This window comes from Rothia sp. HSID18069, assembly GCF_003989155.1.
Taxonomy (GTDB): Bacteria; Actinomycetota; Actinomycetes; order Actinomycetales; family Micrococcaceae; genus Rothia; species Rothia aeria.
In genome coordinates this window covers 853,144-872,471 of the sequence record NZ_RBMG01000001.1, presented here as the reverse complement: position 1 = coordinate 872,471, position 19,328 = coordinate 853,144, and the positions used below count along the sequence as shown (strand labels likewise).

General features: G+C 60.1%; 17 protein-coding genes. All 17 read right to left on the bottom strand.

All coding sequences use genetic code 11. From position 1 onward, the window contains the following. Window positions 1-54: 54 nt before the first annotated feature. Entirely contained in the window at window positions 55-939 is an 885-nt protein-coding gene (tatC, locus tag D8M41_RS03875) for a twin-arginine translocase subunit TatC (RefSeq protein WP_006887189.1), read from the bottom strand. A 199-nt stretch (window positions 940-1,138) separates the two neighbouring features. Further along, the gene (tatA, locus tag D8M41_RS03870; RefSeq protein ID WP_006887266.1) at window positions 1,139-1,381 is read right to left on the bottom strand and encodes a Sec-independent protein translocase subunit TatA; all 243 of its coding nucleotides are present in this window, start codon (window positions 1,379-1,381) and stop codon (window positions 1,139-1,141) included. A 20-nt stretch (window positions 1,382-1,401) separates the two neighbouring features. Continuing rightward, window positions 1,402-1,740, bottom strand: coding sequence for a hypothetical protein (locus D8M41_RS03865; RefSeq protein WP_006887286.1), 339 nt, complete (start codon window positions 1,738-1,740; stop codon window positions 1,402-1,404). A gap of 38 nt (window positions 1,741-1,778) precedes the next feature. Further along, window positions 1,779-3,833 (bottom strand): helix-turn-helix transcriptional regulator, encoded by a 2,055-nt coding sequence (locus tag D8M41_RS03860; protein ID WP_161970770.1) that lies wholly within the window; start codon window positions 3,831-3,833, stop codon window positions 1,779-1,781. A 131-nt stretch (window positions 3,834-3,964) separates the two neighbouring features. Continuing rightward, on the bottom strand, window positions 3,965-4,360 hold the full coding sequence (locus D8M41_RS03855; RefSeq protein WP_006887121.1) for an FKBP-type peptidyl-prolyl cis-trans isomerase: 396 nt from the start codon (window positions 4,358-4,360) through the stop codon (window positions 3,965-3,967). Between the two features lie 106 nt (window positions 4,361-4,466). After that, complete coding sequence (locus D8M41_RS03850) at window positions 4,467-5,636, bottom strand: FKBP-type peptidyl-prolyl cis-trans isomerase (RefSeq protein ID WP_006887258.1); 1,170 nt, start codon at window positions 5,634-5,636, stop codon at window positions 4,467-4,469. Window positions 5,637-5,782: 146 nt separating this feature from the next. Next, complete coding sequence (gene pafA / locus D8M41_RS03845) at window positions 5,783-7,249, bottom strand: Pup--protein ligase (protein WP_126926441.1); 1,467 nt, start codon at window positions 7,247-7,249, stop codon at window positions 5,783-5,785. A gap of 66 nt (window positions 7,250-7,315) precedes the next feature. Beyond that, window positions 7,316-7,510: a ubiquitin-like protein Pup gene (locus D8M41_RS03840; protein WP_006887166.1), complete on the bottom strand. Its 195-nt coding sequence runs from the start codon at window positions 7,508-7,510 to the stop codon at window positions 7,316-7,318. A 61-nt stretch (window positions 7,511-7,571) separates the two neighbouring features. Next, complete coding sequence (gene dop / locus D8M41_RS03835; RefSeq protein ID WP_126926440.1) at window positions 7,572-9,278, bottom strand: depupylase/deamidase Dop; 1,707 nt, start codon at window positions 9,276-9,278, stop codon at window positions 7,572-7,574. Between the two features lie 7 nt (window positions 9,279-9,285). After that, window positions 9,286-11,157 (bottom strand): proteasome ATPase, encoded by a 1,872-nt coding sequence (gene arc / locus D8M41_RS03830; protein WP_126926439.1) that lies wholly within the window; start codon window positions 11,155-11,157, stop codon window positions 9,286-9,288. A 94-nt stretch (window positions 11,158-11,251) separates the two neighbouring features. Beyond that, window positions 11,252-12,283 (bottom strand): tRNA (adenine-N1)-methyltransferase, encoded by a 1,032-nt coding sequence (locus D8M41_RS03825; protein ID WP_006887137.1) that lies wholly within the window; start codon window positions 12,281-12,283, stop codon window positions 11,252-11,254. A gap of 54 nt (window positions 12,284-12,337) precedes the next feature. After that, on the bottom strand, window positions 12,338-13,312 hold the full coding sequence (locus D8M41_RS03820; protein WP_126926438.1) for a PAC2 family protein: 975 nt from the start codon (window positions 13,310-13,312) through the stop codon (window positions 12,338-12,340). Window positions 13,313-13,598: 286 nt separating this feature from the next. Further along, complete coding sequence (gene rpsT, locus D8M41_RS03815; RefSeq protein ID WP_023133056.1) at window positions 13,599-13,862, bottom strand: 30S ribosomal protein S20; 264 nt, start codon at window positions 13,860-13,862, stop codon at window positions 13,599-13,601. 193 nt (window positions 13,863-14,055) lie between these two features. Then, a complete protein-coding gene (locus D8M41_RS03810; protein ID WP_126926437.1) occupies window positions 14,056-14,754 on the bottom strand; it encodes a type II toxin-antitoxin system PemK/MazF family toxin in 699 nt (232 codons plus the stop codon). 6 nt (window positions 14,755-14,760) lie between these two features. Beyond that, window positions 14,761-15,768: a DNA polymerase III subunit delta gene (gene holA, locus D8M41_RS03805; protein ID WP_126853622.1), complete on the bottom strand. Its 1,008-nt coding sequence runs from the start codon at window positions 15,766-15,768 to the stop codon at window positions 14,761-14,763. Window positions 15,769-15,856: 88 nt separating this feature from the next. Then, window positions 15,857-17,788: a ComEC/Rec2 family competence protein gene (locus D8M41_RS03800; RefSeq protein ID WP_161970769.1), complete on the bottom strand. Its 1,932-nt coding sequence runs from the start codon at window positions 17,786-17,788 to the stop codon at window positions 15,857-15,859. Between the two features lie 14 nt (window positions 17,789-17,802). After that, window positions 17,803-19,176, bottom strand: coding sequence for a helix-hairpin-helix domain-containing protein (locus D8M41_RS11865; protein ID WP_126926435.1), 1,374 nt, complete (start codon window positions 19,174-19,176; stop codon window positions 17,803-17,805). Between the last annotated feature and the right edge of the window lie 152 nt (window positions 19,177-19,328).

Here is a 19,328-nt window from a genome sequence, read left to right as displayed (position 1 = left end):
TAAAGCCCCGGAAAACGTGCAGGTTATCCGGGGCTTTGTGCGCAATGGAGCGGGCTAGTTCTTCGCCTCATCCTTTTCGAAATGGCCCATCGCGGCGAGGTCTTCGGCACTGGTTGCGGTCTTGATTGATTCTTCGGTCATACCCTTGGCAAGTTTCGCCTCACGACGGTCGCGGCGCTTGTCATTAATGAGGCAGATGCCGATGGCGATGAAGAAGAACGCCAGCAGCGGTGCCATGAGGTAGAACATCATCATAATGTCGGTGCCTGGGGCGGTCATAGCGGCGATAACAGCCACGAGCACCACCACCCACCGCCAGGACTTCAGCACGGTTTTACCGCGGATCAGCCCAAGCATATTAATACCCACCAGGATCACGGGGATCACGAACGCTAAGGAGAAGAAGAACATGAACTTAACCACGAACGCGATGTAGTCGTTGGCGGCAATAATGTTTTCGGCCCGGCTGGGGGTGAACATGGTCAGCGCTCGCACAACCCCCGGCAGCGTCCACCAGGAGATCGCCACACCGCAGGCGAAAGCGAACAGCGAACCGGAAAGGAACCCGAACAGGTACTTTTTCTCTTTCGCGTGCAGCGCCGGCAGTAGGTACCGCAGCCCCTGGTACAGCCACACCGGGGAAGCCAGCACCAAACCAATGTACATGCCCACGCGCATGAGCTGATCGAACGGGGACGCGATGGTTGAGTAGTTCAGGGTGGCGTGGCGGCCTTGCTGCTCGTTGATTTCGATCAGCGGCTGGGAGATGGCGTTAATGAACGGCTGGTAAAGGAAAATAACCGATAATATTGCCGCGATAAGGGTGGCGATAGCTGCTTTAATGAGACGGTCCCGGAACTCACGCAGATGCTCCTTAAGTTCCATGCGCGCCTCGGGATTGCTTTTGCGGCTGCGCACATCCTGATCAGGCTTTGCCATCGTGTCCTCGCTACTTCAGATTTTCTGGCCTCTGTACGGGCACTACCGGTGCCCTGCACGTACAGCGTTGAGCATGTTCTACCTCATGTGGGGTGGCCGGTAACCCGGTGCGCCCCGAAACTACTTTAGATTACCACTAACCCGCACCCGTTAAACAGGGGTTTAACAAGTGCGGGCCGAACGGTTCTAAAGTTTTCAGCTACTTGGCGTCGGACTTACCGTTGTCCACAACCTCGGCGGTGACGGTTTCATCTTTCTTGCCTTCACCATCTTTTTTGGCTTCTTTACCGTCACTCTTCATACCCTCAACTTCAGACTTGAAGATACGCATCGACTGGCCTAGGCTACGCGCCATACCGGGCAGTTTCGGGGCGCCAAAAAGCAGGACAATGAGGAGGATAACAACGATAATGGTCGCCGGATGGCTAAAAATCTGACCCATAAGGTGTGAACCTTTCTGTGTTAGAGCAGGTCTCCGATATTTTGAGGTTGGCCGAGTCGATCTCGTCGGGAGACCCGTCGCTTGATCCGCTCAGACCTGCGTGTCTGTTTACCTTGTTCATAGTTATTGTATGCCGCAGATACCGGGGTGAAAATCCCCAAGGTTTGCTCGGCGGGTATTTTGCGGCGCACATTCGCCTCGGCGTCGTCAAAACTTTGTTCAATTGATTCGGCCCACGTGGTCACATCATCAAGGAGAGTAAACCCCCTCACGAGCGCCCTATACCCAAGAAACGCCAAAAACAGCAGGGCGGTAATACTCAGCGCACCCCACAGCAGAACCCAGAACCACCACGGCATGCTTAATATTATACAAGCTCGCGTGCAGAAAGAACGGCCTACGACTCAGCGTCCGGCGAACCTTCTTCAACCATCAGCACATCAATGCGGTCCAATAATTCGGCCCGTAACTGCTGGGGGCCCAGCAGCTCCAGGGCCCCGCCGCCGTCAATGACCGTATCAAGAATACGCCTCATACCCTGCTGCCGCTCCCCCGGAAAATAATGCACCCGATGAAATACTTTAGGGCTGTTCGGTTTAGCCGCATCAAGCGCAACAGCGTGCGAACTGACCCTCAGCAGACGGCGGCAGGCCTCCTTCACCGCAGAAGAACCGGGGCTGCCCAGCGCCTCCACCCGCACCCGCAAAAGAGCGAACGGGTTATCTTCATCGAACTGCTGGGCCCGACTCCACTGCTCCGGGGTGTGCGCGTGAGCAGGCGGGGTTCGCGGGTGCGCTGGGCCAGCATCCTCAAGATGCGTGATACTGCTGAGCCTAAAATTACGCCACGCATCCCGCTGCCCCACACGCCCGGCAGAAGTTCGGCAGAACGCATACAGGTAGAACTGGTTATACATGAACACCAGCCCATACGGGTCGATCACCCGCTCAAAATCCTGATCTCCGTACCGGATGCGTAACGCCCGGGACGATGCGAGCGCCTCCAGGATCTCGGTACGCCACGGTGCGTCCGGGCGGAAACTTAAAGCGCGGGAAAGCTCACCGGCGCGGTCACCATAACTGTTGGCGATAGTATCCCGTAACCTGCTCAGCTGTTCGCTGCGGCCCAGAATATGCTGTGCCGCATCCAGGCTGAACACTAACAAAGCAAGTTCCACGTCCGAGAAAGCAACCCCCGCGTACAGCTGGTGCCCCGCCTCCAACGGCAGGTACTCCACCAGGTGCGCGCCCTTGTGATTGGTCTGCGGGTCGTCAAAACCCCGCTCAAACGGTAAAGAATCCTCCGGTACGTGACGGTCGTAGTGCGCCTCAACCGCCCGGAACGCATCAAGAAGTTTCTTCGGTTTGCCGGTATCTACCGCCAGGGCGGCACCAATAGTTTTCAGGCTCTGCTCACCGGTGGCCTGCACACAGTGCAACGCCAAAAGCGCGTCAATCAGCTTATCTACCGCATCAGGCCTATCGCGGGTTGTGTTTTTCTTCCACCCGCTTGGGGTCTTAGCAGGGTGCTCATGCGCCTGCTGCAGCTCACGCAGGATACGCTGCTGCACCTGCCGAACCGTGCGCTGGTGCTCATTATCCTCCGCATGCGGTATACGCCAGCCGTTGCTGATGGCGTCGGTTGCGGTCTCAACTGTCCCGTAAGAAGGCACCGTAAACTGCTGCCCGGTGCGGGCGTCCTCAACGGTGAGGGTGCTGTTCTGCCACCGACCCAGCCGGTCAAGAGAATCAGCCATGCTGAACTGCGCAGGCGCCGCCGTGAACGCCTTCGGCCCGGTCTTAAGAACCGTTAAAGACCCCATGCGGGAGAGCCGGTATGTGAAACCCTGCTGCTGGGCTAGCGGCTGTGCCTTCGAGGAGTCAAAACCCACGAAATACCAGTTGCCGTAACGGTGCCCCACACCCCACACCGAGAGGGTGCTCTGACGCCGGGCACCACTGTAATTCTGGTAGGAGACTGAGACGTTTTTATGTTCGGCCAGTGCCGAAAAAATCTCTTCCAGGTACGGGTCATCCTGAAAACGGATGCGGGTCAGTGGCTCAGTGTGGGAGTGCAGCTTTTTAGCATGCTGCAGGTTCGGCACGCTCGCGGCCGCCTTCCGCAGGATGCGGCGGGCGCTGTCTTCCAGGTCCGTACCGTACCAGCCTTTGCATAGAGTATCGAGCACCCGGTAATCCTCAACGGTCATATCCCACCCGGTGAGCGGGTTCGGCCCCACCTGTAACCGGTACCCGCCGGTTTCTGTATTCACCAGCGGAATACCCGCATCACGCAGCGCCTTCTTCGCGCGCTCAAACTCCTGCTCCTGCGATGGGCTGAGCGCATCATCACGCCCCACCCTAATACCGAGCGCACCCAAAAATTCGGTGCGTGAAATACCGTAACGGGGGCTGCACGCCAGCAGATGGTACACCCTGAAGAGTTCTTCCATACCCACCATTCTACGGTTTCCGCCCGAATGGGCAGGGGCGAGCGCCTATAAAACGGCTACGTCCCGCCGAAGCCGGTTGGCTCAGGCAGGACGCAGCAGCGAAAACACCTTTACTTTTAGACGGACTGTGGTTAACGAACCTCTAATAGGTCAACCACGAAAATCAGGGACTCTCCCGGAGCGATAGCACTGCCGGCACCGCGATCACCATAGGCCATATCAGCCGGGATTTCGAGGCGCCGGCGGCCACCGGCCTTCATCCCGATCAGGCCCTCATCCCAGCCGCGGATCACCTGGCCCACACCCACCTGGAACGGCAGCGGCTCATTCCGGTTCCACGAGGCGTCAAACTCCTCACCGGTTGAGAACGCCACCCCCACATAGTGGGCGAGTACGCGGGAGCCGGGCACAACCTGCGCGCCGTGCCCCTCAATTAAATCCTTCACCACAAGCTCGGTGGGGGCCCCATTTTCGGGGAACTCGATTTCGGGCTTCTGCCGGTCGAGGTTACGCTGACCAAATGACATGTGTCTCCTTAGAATACTAATTTCAGTGATGTGAATGAGTGCGCGGGCCGCACACCCGCGACAGCGCGCCCTCAAAGCGCGGGTACCGCACAAAACTGCGGGCTACCTACTTGGTGGATGCGCTCTCACTAGGTTTCTGCTCGGTCGCAGCCGGGCTGGCAGAAGCGGAAGCTGAACCATCACCGGAGGGCGCCGGGGTCTGCGAAGGAGCCGCACCACCAGAAGGATTAGCGGAGGCGGAAGCCGCCTTCTCAGCTGCTTGCTTCTTCAAAGCGTCCGTCTGTTCCTTAGCTTTGACCGCCGAATGGTTAGTCTTAGCATCGATAATATCGATCACGAACACCAAGGCGCCCTTCGTATTTTCTGGTGCTTGCTCACCGTATGCAAGGTTGGCAGGGATGATAAGCTCCACACGGGAACCGACAGTCTTACCTACCAGTCCCTTCTGCCACCCCTGGATCACCTGCTGCAGAGGGAACCCGACCACCGGCTGTGTGGAATCAGCATTGTAGTGGTTTTCAAATTCCTTACCGTCCGACCAGCGCACACCCATGTACCTGGCGTATACGTTATCGGTCTCCTTAACCTTTTCGCCCGAGCCGACAATCAGATCCTTAGAGACTAGCTCCTTCGGCTCCTCACCCTTATCTTCCGGCAGCTTAATTTCAGCCTTACCGCTCTTCTCGTCCAGAGTAAACTTGGGAAGCTTCGGGTCTTCCGCCTCAGCCTTACCCGAGACAAGGTTGTTAATCTTCTGCTTCACGGTAATGACCTGAACATTGGTGGGAGTGCCCGGTGAGACAGTCTTAGCCGGAGCCCCCGGTGAAGGCTGAACGCGAGGATCCCGGTTAGAACTCATCATGAATGAGCCGCCGACCTTCAGCTTCTTAACTGTCTCATATGCCTCGGGGTCTTCTTCTTTCAACTGCTCATTAACCGTGATGTTGAAAGGGGCGGATGCGTAGGTGGTCTGTTCCCTGCCCTGTGCATCCTTTGAACTTCCATCAGTCCCATTGAACTGAGTGATTTCGACGAGAATATTATCGCCATCCTGGATAGCTTCACCGCTGCCTTCTTCGATGACACGTGACACGTTACGATCCACCGAAAAAGGCGTTGAAAAAGAGGCTGAAGGGGCTGCCGTGGCCCCATTCATATCGACCTGTACCTTATCAAGGGGATTATCGGCGTTATTAGTATTATTGCCACAGGCGCTCAGCAGTAAGCTCAGACACAACACAGACGCGGCCGCTGCTTTTTTATGATGCTTCAGCACGAAGGCTTCCTTTCGGTTGGTTGGTGATTTGAATCGACACTCAAAAACCCATGCTACCGCCACAAGGGGCGGAAGGTCACACGCAGTACGCTGTGAGTGATGAAACCACCATCTAAGGGGGCTGCACCCGGGCTCAAGAGCAAAAACTAGATTAACGGCGGTGCGGGCGGTTCGGGGTGTTTATGCCCCAGCATAGCGACCACCTCATCCACCTGTTCACTGTGTGTTTGGAACGGATCTTTACACACCACAGTATGCTGCGGGTAGGCGTTTAACCGCATGTGCACCCAGTCCACCGTGAACTGCTCCCCTGCTGCCTTTGCCGCCTTAACGAACTGCGAACGCAACCGGGCGCGAGTCGCTGGAGGCTCATCAATTGCATGTTCGGCGGCTCCGGCAGGTAACACAGTTTTTACCGCCTGACGGCGCACCAACGCATGGTACACCCCACGATCCGGGTCAATATCATGGTACGCCAAATCCAGCTGGCGTATGCGTGCGCTCGCGTAACTGGTCTCTTGCCCCGCAGCCTGCACCCGGGAAATATAGGCGTCTAACAGTTTCTTCTTAATAGCCCAGTCAATCTCGGTATCAATACTGCTGTAGTCGCCGCTGTGCACCGCATCCAGGGTACGCTGCCACAAATCGAGGGCGTAACCCACGTGCTGATGATGCTCCCCATGCCAGTCCACGTACTTGCGGGCGGCATCCAGGTAGTGGCGCTGCACACTCAAGGCCGTATACCGCTGCCCGTCAGCAGTCTCAAATGCGGCGGACCCGCTCATATCGTGGCTAACAGCACGCAACGCCTGAGGCACTGAAACAATATTCAGGCTGGTCAGCGGGAAACGATCTTCCAGCATGCGCAGCACCAGATCCGTACTCACAATCTTGAGCAGCACGGTCGGCTCAGCCATATTTGAGTCCCCATTAATCACGTGCATCCGCCGGTATTTTGAGGCATCCGCGTGCGGCTCATCACGAGTATTAATCAGTGGACGCACCCGCGAGGTGGAGGTGCTGGCCGCCTCCCAAATATGGTCCGCCCGCTGAGAGAACGAAAACGAGGGCACACCGGTCGCTGAAGCCGGGTCAGTCGAACCAGACACCGGCCCGCCTTTCGGATGGGTTTTACCGGCGCCCACCAGAATCTGACGCGTAACTAAAAACGGCACCAGCTGCTCAATAAGCGTGGGGAACGCCAGTTTACGGCTAATCAGGTAGTTCTCGTGACTGCCGTAGGAATTACCCGCAGAGTCCACATTATTTTTCAACAGGTAGAACGACCCTTCAAGCGGCGTCCCGTGTGCCCCTTCGGTGCGCAGACGCTGCTGGGCCTGCCGCGCTAAACGCGCCAACAGCAGCTCACCGGCCCGCTCCTGCGCTAACAGCTCCTCAATACTGGCGCACTCGGCGCTGGCGTACTCGGGGTGCGAGCCCACATCCAGGTACAGGCGACCACCATTTGGCAGGAATACGTTTGTGGAGCGCCACTCATCCAGCACCGGCTTAAACAAAGCCGCTGCCGCCTCCTCATTACTAAGCCTGCCAAGGCCCTTGGGCACGTAGCTAAGACCAAACTCGGTTTCAATACCAACGATGCGTTGCTGCACTACTCTTCTTCCTCACCGGCACTACTACGGTGCGGGGCGCTTCAGCTATTACCGCGCCCCCGCGTCCTACTGGCCGCCCTTTTGCACAAAACCGGTCACAAAATCTTCGGCGTTTTCAGCCAGCAGCCCATCAATCTCGTCCAGCAGGTCATCGACCTCGCTCACATCCTGCACCGCCGAATGGGAAGCCAGCGTCAGCTCCTGCTCCTGGGCCTGCTCCTGCCCCAGCGGCTCCGAGGCACTCATACGTTCACGTGACATAATCAACTCTCTCCTTCACCTAAAAGCGGCGGCCTTGCTGAACCGCCGCCAACGAACGGGTTTATGAGGCGGCAGTACCGCGCGCCAATAACTGTAACAGCTCATCCGAATGCCGCGCCCGCTCCAGCAGCGGCTCAACCTCCGAACGGTTATAGCGGGTCGGCTCAGGCATCACCAGCCGGGTCAGCTCCCGCGAGTACTTACCCCGGCACGCAACCGTATCCCAGTTCATACTGATCACCTCATCCGGCCAGCGGCTCATGAGAGTGCCGCGTAAATAGGCGCGGGTCTGCTCCGGTGGGGTACGCCCCGCCCGCGCAATACGCTCCGGAGTGAACAGGGTGCGCATACGCCCGCGCGCAACCAGCCGATGGTACAGCCCGCGCTGAGGGTCAATATCAGCGTACTGCAAATCGAGCGCCTTCAGCTTGGGGTCGCTGTAGGCAACACCTTTAGCCACATAGCCGCGCACCAGCGCATACTTCGCCACCCAATCCAGGCGGTCGGCAAGCTCCATCGGGTCCCGTCCCAGCGCATCCAGCACCTGCCCCCACAGGGTAAGGATCTGCCGGGTCGGCTCATCCACACCGTCGGGGTTGCTCTCTTCATGAGCCAGCGCAGCCTTCAGGTAAGTGCGCTGCACCTCCAAGGCTGTGGCGGTTGCAGCACCACCGGGATACTGCGCCACAGGAAGCTGCGCGCTGAGGGTCATATCGTGACTGACCGTGTGCATCGCCGCCACCGGGTCGGTGAGCTGGATGCACGGTACCCGCCCCGACTCGATCAGGTTTAACACCAGCGCCGCAGTACCGAACTTCAGCAGGTTCGAGTAGTGAGAAAGGTTAGCATCAGCCGGGATAACATGCAGACGCCGGTACCTCTCAGAATCGGCGTGCGGCTCGTCACGGGTATTAATAATAGGCCGCCGGATAGTGGTCTCAAGCCCCACGGTGCGTTCAAAAAAGTCGGCGCGGGAACTAATCTGAAAACCCGGTTTCTCACCATTGACGCCAATACCCACACGCCCGGCACCCGTGAAAATTATGCGGGTTGCAAAAAACGGCAGAAGCCCCTGAGCCACCTCATCAAAAGGCACCGTACGATCCACCAGGTAATTCTCGTGGGCACCGTACGACTGGCCCTTAGAATCAGTGTTATTTTTATACAGCTTCACGGCGGGCAGACGATCCTCGGCGTGGCGGGCGATCTCAGCAAGAGCCTCATACGCGATAGCATCACCTGCCGCGTCGTAGAGCACCGCCTGGGCGGGTGTGAGCGTCTCCGGGGACGAATACTCGGGGTGCGCATGATCCACATAAAGACGTGCCCCATTGGGCAGGATCGTGTTCATCGTAACCCGGTCCCAGTCCAGCCGCTCCGGGTAGCCGCCACGGCCGTGAATCATCTGCTGATCCCCATCAATACCGGCCTCACGCAGCGCCTCTAAAGCAATATCTTCGCTGGTGAGCTCACGGCGGGTATGGGTCAGCTGCGACACATGTGCCTGCGCCTCGCTCATCGTTCCCCCCAGCGCATCGGTGAGCGGGGACTCAGACTCCGCAGACCATAGGGCCCGCTGCGCTTGGGCCGCACGGGACTCAACCTCTCCCCGCAGCGCAGCCTCCCGGGCAGCCACCAGCTTAGAGTAGGTGTTTACCACCATTGCCGACAGGATGGTGGGGTTCGTCCCGGGCGCGGCGGGGGCAATCACCCCATATTCGGTTTCCGCACCCATCACGCGGGACACCCCATACCGTGGTGTACGCATCTGACTGCTACTCCTTCAACTCGTCAGGGACAGCACGGGCAGCGGTGTGGGCCGGCTCCACCGAAACAATCCGCCCGCGCGCCCCGGCCATGGCGAGCGCATCCTCAATATCCGGCAGCGGAGGCAACTCCACCTGATCTTCGAACTCGGCGCGTACCGCCTCCAGCAGGTGACGGGTGCCGATACCTCCAGTGATTTCTCCCACTGCGGGGGGCACACCGGGGGCTGTGATGAGGGTGTCCAGCTGCTCTTTAATGGCTTGTTTTTTGGCGCGGTCCACAATATTGCGGATGACCGCGCCCGACGCGAAATCCCCGCGGTACAGCGTGTGCCCCGTCACTGCTGCCCCCGATTTGGCGTGTGCTGAGTCTACGCGGGCTATGGCGTAGGCGTTGGCGGGGGTACGCGAGTACAGCTGCTGCACGGCTGCCGAAATCATCGCCTGAACCGCGGCGTCCACCGATCCGTGGCGGTCCACTTCGGCGGTATCAAACGGCAGGTCGTCGGTGAGGTACAGCGCAAAAATTTCGGCTGCCCCAGCGGCGTCCGGGCGGTTAATACGGATTTTTAGGTCTAGGCGGCCCGGGCGCATCACGGCCGCATCAATGAGGTCTTCACGGTTGGTTGCACCAATAACAATTACGTTTTTGAGTGATTCCACACCATCAATTTCGGCAAGCAGCTGCGGCACGATTGTGGTCTCAATATCGGAGGAGCGGCCGGTGCCGCGCGTACGGAAGAGGGACTCCATCTCGTCGAAGAACACCACCACGGGGTGCCCTGCCTGCGCTTTTTCGCGGGCCGCAGTAAAAATATCCCGGATCTGCCGTTCGGTTTCGCCCACGAACTTATCGAGAAGTTCAGGGCCTTTAATATTGAGGAAGTACCCGCGCGTATTAGCCTCGGGGTTTAGCGCGGCGGCGCGTTCGGCCAGCGCGTGCGCTACTGCCTTAGCGATCATGGTTTTACCGTTGCCGGGCGGGCCGTACAGCAGGATACCTTTGGGCGGCGCCAGATGGTAGCGTTCAAAAATTTCGGGGTGCAAATAGGGCAGCTCAACCGCATCACGGATCTGCTCCAGCTGGGTGGTGAGGCCACCAATCTGTGCGTACGAGATGTCCGGAATTTCTTCAAGTACCAGCTCTTGGGAGCGTGATGCCGGTACTTTCGCGGTGATCATGCGGGTGCGGGTATCGAGTGTCACAGCATCCCCGGTTCGCAGCGTTTCAGAGGCTAGGGCGCCGCCGATGCGCGCCACCTGCTGTGCCCCGGAAGCGGTATCAATGAGCACCTTAGCGTCGGTGAGCACCTCACGCACCGTCACCACATCACCGTAGCCCTCATAGCCGAGTGAGAGTACCGCCTCGGACTGCTCGTTCAGCAGCACGGTCATGCCCGGGGCCAGGTCGCTGCGTTCAAGCAGCGGTGATATGGGGACACGCACCAGCCGACCCCCAGCCTGCACATCCAGGTAGTCTTCGGTCTCTGCCGGGGTTTTACCGTCCGCCAGCTGCGTGTAGGTGGTGCGGCCGGTACCTACCGCAAGAATAAGCGCCGAATTCAGCGGCGGCATCACCTGCTGGGCAAGGGAAACCCGCAGCCGCTCAATTTCGGCTTTGGCGCGGGTGAGCGCCTCCACCAGTTTGCGGTTTTTCTCCCCGGCGCTGCGGATGTTCCTCTCCATATTGGTGCGGGTGCTTTCGGCGGCGCTGAGCCGCCTGAGCAGCGCATCATACTCTTGGGGGCTGACAGCCCGCGCTGAGGGCATGGGCCCGGGTGCAGCACCGGGGGTTTGAGCATAGGACGCGGAATAGTGCGGCGCCGGGCTGGGCTGCTGGCCTTGCGTTTCCGTGTGCTGTGCAGGTTCTGAACCGCTCATCAATCCTCGCTCCCCGTAAGAAAACCAGTAAAAACCACTACACCACACGTGCTGCGTGGTGGGGTACCCGCCGTGCAGGGCGTGTGCTGACCGTTTATTCGTCCCCGCCTTGGCGGCTTTCCTCAACCGCGATCTGGTGCGCGGCGGCCGCATTCTGCGCCAGGTTTTTTGCGTCCCGCACGGCGCGGCGAACCTTCTTATCGGTCACCTCACGCTCCCCCACGTTCATGGGAATCCACGCGTCCATGTCCGCATCCGAAAAATCGCTCTTTGAGGCACGGCGTTTCGGTGCCAGCCGGGCCGACCCATCCGCTAGGCGGCGGGCAACCACCAAAAACGCGGTGTGCGCCACCATCCGGTGATCCGGGCGGACCGCCAGCCCTTCCACATGCCAGCCGCGCACCATCGTCTCATCGCATTCCGGCTCGGTAAACCGCCCATCTAGGCGCAGCCCCTCCACCAGGCGGGACATCTGGGTAACAGTAGCCACGTAGCAGACCAGCACCCCGCCGGGGGCAAGCGCCTGAGCAACCGCATCCAGGCATTCCCAGGGGGCGAGCATATCAAGCACCACCCGGTCCACACTACCGGGCTGCTCAGCTTCAGGCAGCGTATCCTGCAGATCCCCGATGCTTAGCGCCCAGGCCGGGTGCGGCCCGCCGAACATGGTCTCAATATTCGCCTGGGCAACCTCAGCAAATTCTGCGCGGCGCTCAAAAGAGTGCACGCGGCCGTAATCTCCTACAGCCCGCAACAGCGCAATGGACAGCGCCCCCGAACCTACCCCGGCCTCGACCACGCGGGCGCCCGGGAAAATATCGCCCTTGACAATAATCTGTGCCGCGTCCTTCGGGTACACCACGGCGGCACCGCGCGGCATGGACAGCACAAAATCCTTGTACAGCGGCCGCAGCGCCTGGTACTGCACCCCGTGCGTGTTGGTGACGACCGTGCCTTCGGGGGCGCCAATCAAATCGTCATGTTTCAAAAAGCCACGGTGCGAATGGTACTCGCCGCCCTCGGCGAGGGTGATGGTGGTGATGCGGCCGCGCTCATCAGTGATTTGAACGCGCTCGCCGGGGCGGAACGGGCCACGTCGGTTAACGGCGCCGGTGGGGGTGCTCATGGGGTGTGTGTCTCCTGGTGACGATGTAAATACCAGCACCTATTCTACCGGGAGCTACTGTGAGTGACCATCAGCGCCGCCGGAGGTGTCTTCGGTGAGGGTGCCCAGGAACTCCTCAATATCGTTGGCCAGCTCTTCCCCAGAGACCGACTGTAGGGATTCGTCCACGCGCTGTTCGTATTCGCGCACAATCTCAACTTTCTCGAAGTCATCAGCCATCTCATCTGCAAGTTCCTGCTCCCACGAGTCTGCTTTGGCTTGCAGCTCGGTGTACTCTTCCGAATCGACGGTAATGCCCAGAATCTTCTCCAGGGCCTTAATCATATCGACGACAGCGCGCGGGTTCTGCGCCTCGGCTGAGAGGTACCCGGGGATACCCACCCGCAGGGTGAGGGAACGCCCCAGCCCCGCCTGCTGGGCCTGGTTAGCCAGTATAGTCGTTGGGGATACCGGGCCGGTGTGCATCTCAACACCGATGCCGGGCACCGCGGTTAGCTGCTCGTCGTAGCTGGTGAGGGTCAGCGGGTAGCGGCGGGTATGCGGAACCTGCGCCTCGTTGGTCTCAACGAAAACGGCGTGCTGAATGCCTTGCTTGAGCACGTACCGGAAGAACTTGTCCGTAAATTTTTTCAGGTGCAGCGTGGGTGAGGGGCCGGTGACAATCAGCAGGCGTAGTTTCTGCTCGGGTACTTCGATGCTGTTAAAAAATAGTTTTGGGAATACCAGCTGACTGGCAGATTCCCCATCCGAGTATAGGTGCGCGGGCGCAAGGGTATAGTCGAAGAACGGGTCCATATCGATACCTGGCAGTTCCTCGCACGGGTCGAAGGCGCGGTGGATAATGTCAAGGGCGTCTTCGCCGTTACCTGCCGGGTCGATTCGTGAACGCATGCCCACCAGCATGATGGTGGTGTAGTCGCCACTGGTGGAGGCAGCATTAAAGAAACTGCGAATACCTCGCGGGCGCTCAGTATTTTCTTTTGTGAATGTCTCAAAGACTCGGGCGGGCGGGAAGTTGTGCTGACCCATAGATTGCTCTTTTCGGTATCGGTGAATACGGTAGTACCGCTCATTGTATACCGGCCATCCACCGTGGCATGGACCCGGCGGTCATCCGAGCTAAATTATGAAGATGAGCCGGTGCCAGCCCTGACGAAACAAGACGCTTGCGGGGAGCCTAGATAGTCCGATGCGGGTGCTGAACCTGCACCGGGTAGCATTCGGCTGGTAGGGTGCAGAAAATCCCCCGCCGGTAAGGAACCGACGGGGGATTAACTCACTTCACAAAAGACACGCCCAATACGGGCGGTTTTGCTTAGAAAGCCTTGTTTACCAGCTTGGCAAGACCGGACTTCTTGTTAGCAGCGTTCTTCTTGTGCAGAACGCCCTTCGAAGCAGCCTTATCCAGCTTACGGCTCACAAAGCGCAGGGCCTCTTCAGCGGCTTCTTTGTTCTGTGCCTCAACCGCTTCCTTAACCTTGCGGGTTGCGGTCTTCAGCTCAGACTTAATGGCGTTATTACGCAGGCGAGCCTTCTCGTTGGTGAGGATACGCTTCTTCTGGGACTTAATATTAGCCACGGTTAAACTTTCTGTTTGTCTTATTGGTCGGTGAGGGCGACGCTGACCGATCATTGACTGAGCGGCGTGGGGATGCCTATGGCAACCGGCCAGCAGTGCCCGATGACCATCGGACACTCAACCACATATCATAGCAGATAAACTGCGCTTCCGGCGGCGCGGGTTGGGCACCCGCACCCCTCTGCGCCGGAGCCTAACCGTTACGGCGGGTATACGCATCCTGAATCTGCTTGAACGTACCCTGAGGCATAATCGCACCCTCACGGCGCATCTGCTCCGGGCGCACCCGAATCACCCGGTTCAGCTTCACCTCGGAGGGGCGGCCCTGCGCATCCCAGGGGCCCGTACCAATATCAAGATAGTCACGGTCGGCGTGCTCACGGTTATTGTGGTCCTTGCTGGTCATCATAAGCGCCAGCAGGTACTGCCCGTCACGGCCCACCAAAACCACCGGGCGGTCTTTACCCTGGGAGTGGTCCTCTTCGAAAGGAACCCAGGTCCACACAATTTCTCCGGGGTCGGCGTCCCCATCCAGTGAGGGCGTGTACTCAAAATCGATGGCGCCACGGTAATCACCGGGGTAATCCGACCCAGAAGAAGCGGAACCCCCAGCTGGTTCGGGGCGTGCGGGTGAGTCCTGCTTCTGCGCCGTATCTTTGGCGGGGCGTTTCTTCGCAACGGTGGCCGGGCTTGGCGCCTGCGAACGCCCGGCGTCGTCACTGGTGGTGTGATTGGAGGCGGGCTGATCGGCAGCGGACTGCTGCTTATTCCCGGAAGCATTCTCAAAGGCATCGGTTGCGGCCTTCCGCAAAAACGGTAGGGCGGCATAAAACATTTTCTTCAAAGTTTCGCGCATCCAACCATTATGCCGCACCCGCCCGGGTGCCTTCACCCGGCCCTACCTGCCGCCGGGCATGGCGATGCTCAGAACGGCACGCTCTATCGCGTACACCGGGTCCTGCCCTTCACCTTTGAGCTGCGCATCTGCTTCAGCGAGCATCCGCACAATATGCGCCAGCTGGGCGGGGCTGAACCGCCGGGCGTCACGGATCGCCTGCTCAGCCTGCCAGGGGGCCATTCCCAGCTGCTGCGCCAGCTCAGTGGAGCTTGCCCGCGCCCCGTGTGCGCGCGAAATATTACGCACCCGCATCGCTAAGGCGCCCAGCATGGGGATAGGTTCGGTACCGGTAGAGAGCGAATGACGCAGCAGGCGCATCGCCTCGGGAGCGTTACCCGCGATCGCCGCATCCGCCACCCTGAACGCGGTCACCTCGGTGCGCCCACTATAGTAGCGGTTCACCGCGTCTTCGGTAATATCCCCGGGGATATCAGCAATCAGCTGGGCGCATGCGGAGGCCAGTTCGGCGGTATCGGCTGCGGCAGCAGCGAGCAGGGTAACCGCCGCCGGTGCGATGCGCCGCTTTGCCGAGGAAAACTCGCTGTGAATGAACTCTGTTTTCTCCCGGTCGGTTTTTAGCGGTTTGCAGTTCACCAGCGTGAAATGAGTGCGCACCGTATCGATCAGCTTCTTACCGCGGTTCCCTCCCGAGTGGTGCATAACCAGCATAATCCCGGGTTCGGGGGCGCTAAGGTAAGCGAGTGCGTCGGTGAGAAAATCGTCGTTCATGGCCCCTAATGCCTCAACCTCAATGAGCTTGGTGGAGCCAAACAGTGAGGGGCTTGCCTGAATCGTCAGGTCCCCGCGCGTGTAGGAGGAGGCGTTCATCCGCACTATTTCAAGATCGGGGTGGGCGCTGCCGTACAAACCCCGCAGGCGCTGCCTGGCGCGGGACGCAAAGTATTCTTCGGCCCCGTACAGGAGCACAGCGGGTGCCGGTTCAACGGTGCGCCACGCGTTATCGAGTGCGCCGCCTCGGCCGCGCCGCCCATTTGCCCGCTGTGCCATAGTGTCCTTTCCGTGGTGCGCGGTGGGCGCACGGTAGTGTCTGAATCTGGCGGTTATCCCACACGGTGCGGCGGGATAAAACCGTGCTTTACCCATCATACCGGGGCGGGGTTCGGCGGGCGATGCGGGTGGGGCTTTTCAGCCCCGGTGGAAGGGGCCGAGGAGGCGCGGGTTGGGCAGAAGCCTCCAGGTGAGCGTGTGCCCGTATCAGCCGGGTGCTGTTTTGCGGGGTGCGCACTCCATCCTGTACCGAGCGTTCGTTCGGTATTCTAGTATTTTCTCTCGCCCACTGCCCGTGGTGGCTCCGGCGGTACTGCCACGCATCACCCGCCCAGAACAACACACTCACCCCAAGAACCGCCGCAGACGCCACCGCTACGGCTGCAGCGGAGGCCTCAACCTGCCACGGGTTCCCCGGGGCTTTGGCAAAGAACGTACTGACCCGTTCAATCAGCCCCGCTGGTAGGGCCGCCACCGTCAGGGACGCATCCGCAAGCGGGGTGAACCCCGCCGCCCACGCCCCAAACGCCGCCAAACCGGCGAACATGGTCAGCGGCACCAACGGAGCAGCTAATAGGTTCGCAGCCACCCCGTACAGGGGCACATTGCCGCTCATCCCCACAATAAGCGGGGCGCACCACAGGGAGGCGCTGGTAGCCGCAGCCATCAGCTCCGCCAAAGTATGCGGCAGCACAGCCGATAGCAGCCGCGTGAGGGAAGGGGCCACAAGAACCAGGGATGCGGTGGCCACCGCCGACAGCGCAAACCCCATATCAAGCGCAAGCGAAGGCGAGAACACCAGACACAGAAGCAGCGCCGTCGTCAAGGCACTCAGCGTATTACGCCCCGTGCCGCGAATGAGCGCCAGCGCACCAAGCGCACCCATCGTCAGTGACCGCACCACCGACCCCTCAAACCCCAGCAGCATAGTGTACGCCGCGACCGCCCCGGCGCCCGCAAACACAAGGGAACGACGCGGCAACCTCAGCAGCAGCCCCACGCGGTAACCGAGCAGAAACATAATGGCAATATTCGCCCCCGACACCGCCGTAAGATGGCTAAGCCCGCTAAGTTTATAGTTCTCCCGCGTGGTTTTAGGCATTGCCGAATCATCGCCGTAGGCCATCCCCAAGGTGAGTGCGGCGGGCTCAGCACCAATACGGGCCACAGCGTGCTCCCGCAATGTGGTGCGCAGAATCGCGGTGTTTGAGGGGTTCACCACCTCCCCCGGAGCATACACATACGCCTCTTTAAGGTAGGCGGCAGCTCCCCTGTTTTCGACCGTTCCAATTACCGTTACTCGTGTCCCCGGGGTGGGGGTGATCTTCCCAGATCCGGCGGCAGAACGGGTATTTTTCCGTGCCGCAGCCTGATACAGGCGCACCGTCTCCCCTAAGGGCACCACCTCGTGACCCAGCTGCGCGGTCTCTGCCTTGAGCAGGATGAGGGAAGTACGGGCATCAGCCGCCCGCACCTCAGAAACCATGCCGGTAATACGTACAGAAGCCCCCTGAACTTGACGCAACGTAGAACGGTCCGTATCAATCCCGCGTGCTGTCAGCAGAACCGACTGCGCCACCAGCATCAACGCGATAAGGCACAGATGCGCTACCGCCTGCGGAGCTGCACCCCGCACCCACACACCCATAAACACAACGTAAGGCCGGGCCGAACGCCACACCCGCCGCACCCCCGTCGGCTGCACCCTAGAATAACCCGGGCGTTCTGCCACACTAATGCCGATACCTTCGGGAAGATAAAGCGCCCCAACCGCAACCGCCAAAGCCACAATGCACAGCACCGCGGCCACCTTAACCGCCTCAAAAGTGCCGCCCAATAAAGCAAAAGCCGTAAACACCCACAGGGCGGCCACCGCCGGGATAAGACGCGCATCCAACCGAATCAGCGCACTCACCGACCGGTCGTGGCGCCGACGGTGCCCGGTACGGTAGCTCTCCCACCCCCGGCGGACTCTCCCCCTCAGCGGCCCCGCCGCAGAAGACCCAACGGTATTCCTCACGCCCCGGCGTGCCATTACACCGTCACCAGCGGACGAAGCGAAGTCATCATCGCCGGACCAATACCGGGCACAGCGTCCAGCTCGTCCACGCTCTTGAACCCGCCGTGCTCATCACGCCACGCAATAATCCGGGCAGCCAAAGCCGGGCCAATACGCGGAAGAGTCTGCAACTGCTCGGCGGTGGCCGTATTCAGGTTCACCTGCCCGCCCGAGGCCGCACTTGCCGAACCCTTAGCCCCAGCGGAGGCACTCGCAGACGCCCCACCAGCAGCCGGTTTAGACGCGCCCTGACTAGCCCCAGCCGTACCAGAACCACCGGCACCCCCGTTTGCGGGCGCCTGCGGAATTTCCTCGCCCTCCTTCGGAATATACAGCTGCACCCCGTCGGAGAGGGAACCCGCCAGGTTCACCCGGTTTAAATCTGCCTCACCGGTGGCCCCACCGGCGGCGGTGAGCGCATCAACAGCCCGCGCATCCGCAGGGAGCGTATGCACCCCCGGAGCCTTCACCGCACCGGCCACATGCACCCGGATCGTACCTTTACTCGGCTCAGGGTTCGGTGCCGCACTCCCCTGCGCCGTATGGGAGGGTTCAGTCGAAGCGGATGCACTGCGCTGCGGGGCGGGCTGGGACTGCTCCACCCCACCGTGCGGAGCCGTCGGCTCAGAGGCCTCCGACGCCCTCGGCGCGGCCCCCATCTGAAAAATAGCCCACACCGTGATCACGCACGCCACCACCCCCAACGCAATAAGAGCTTTGGGGCTAACATAGCTGCGGATCGACCGGTTACCCCTTGGGGCGTACTCTTCCCACTCGTCCGGGAAATAGTCACGGCGCGTAATCAGCCCGGAGGGGTCTTGACCCCTATAGGGCTCTTCCGGTTCTCCTCGTACAGAAACCCGGCGGGGACGTGAGTACTCCTCCAAATAATCCGGGTACTCATCAAGGCTCCGGGCGTAGGTGGTGCGGTAGCCGCCGGGTTCTTCACGAGCTAACTCCTCACCTTCATCCTCAGGCGGCGTTGTGGCGTGGGGATCGGGGGCGTCGTGCAGCGCCTTGTAGCGTGCTGTTTCAGCCGGTGGGGTGCTGCGCTCGCGGATGCGGTCAAGGTAGTGGGCGGCCGCGTCCCGCTGCTTGTCTTCTGGCTCAGGCTCCGGGGACAGCTCTTGCGGCTCTTCCACTTCGGGGCCCGCAGCGCGTGGGATGAGCTGTTCCCGGTTGAGGGCGAGGGTTGGATCGTCGTCCTGTTCCGTTGGGGTGCCATCACCGGGTGCAGCCGCATTGGGGCGGGGTGTTTTCTGCTCACGGTACGCTGTGCCCGGGGCGGTTTCGGGCGGGATGTTCGTCTCACCGTCAGGGTGTGCTGTGGTGTGGTTAGGCTCGTTCATGTGCCCAGGTTACTGCTTTATAAGGCATTAAAATTAGGCAAATAGTAAATATGTGGATAAAAACCTGATTTTAGTTATCAAAAATAGTTATTCACATCTGAAAGCTGCACTTATACACAGCCAAGAACCGCGCACACCCTGAATATGACGGT

Bases quoted from the DNA above. Each gene is read 5' to 3' on its own strand.
- tatA (WP_006887266.1), bottom strand. From the start codon at position 1,381: ATGGGTCAGATTTTTAGCCATCCGGCGACCATTATCGTTGTTATCCTC.
- D8M41_RS03820 (WP_126926438.1), bottom strand. From the start codon at position 13,312: ATGGGTCAGCACAACTTCCCGCCCGCCCGAGTCTTTGAGACATTCACA.
- D8M41_RS03840 (WP_006887166.1), bottom strand. From the start codon at position 7,510: ATGTCACGTGAACGTATGAGTGCCTCGGAGCCGCTGGGGCAGGAGCAG.
- holA (WP_126853622.1), bottom strand. From the start codon at position 15,768: ATGGCACAGCGGGCAAATGGGCGGCGCGGCCGAGGCGGCGCACTCGAT.
- tatC (WP_006887189.1), bottom strand. From the start codon at position 939: ATGGCAAAGCCTGATCAGGATGTGCGCAGCCGCAAAAGCAATCCCGAG.
- D8M41_RS03865 (WP_006887286.1), bottom strand. From the start codon at position 1,740: ATGCCGTGGTGGTTCTGGGTTCTGCTGTGGGGTGCGCTGAGTATTACC.
- D8M41_RS11865 (WP_126926435.1), bottom strand. From the start codon at position 19,176: ATGAACGAGCCTAACCACACCACAGCACACCCTGACGGTGAGACGAAC.
- D8M41_RS03855 (WP_006887121.1), bottom strand. From the start codon at position 4,360: ATGTCATTTGGTCAGCGTAACCTCGACCGGCAGAAGCCCGAAATCGAG.
- arc (WP_126926439.1), bottom strand. From the start codon at position 11,157: ATGAGCGGTTCAGAACCTGCACAGCACACGGAAACGCAAGGCCAGCAG.
- D8M41_RS03825 (WP_006887137.1), bottom strand. From the start codon at position 12,283: ATGAGCACCCCCACCGGCGCCGTTAACCGACGTGGCCCGTTCCGCCCC.
- dop (WP_126926440.1), bottom strand. From the start codon at position 9,278: ATGCGTACACCACGGTATGGGGTGTCCCGCGTGATGGGTGCGGAAACC.
- D8M41_RS03860 (WP_161970770.1), bottom strand. From the start codon at position 3,833: ATGGAAGAACTCTTCAGGGTGTACCATCTGCTGGCGTGCAGCCCCCGT.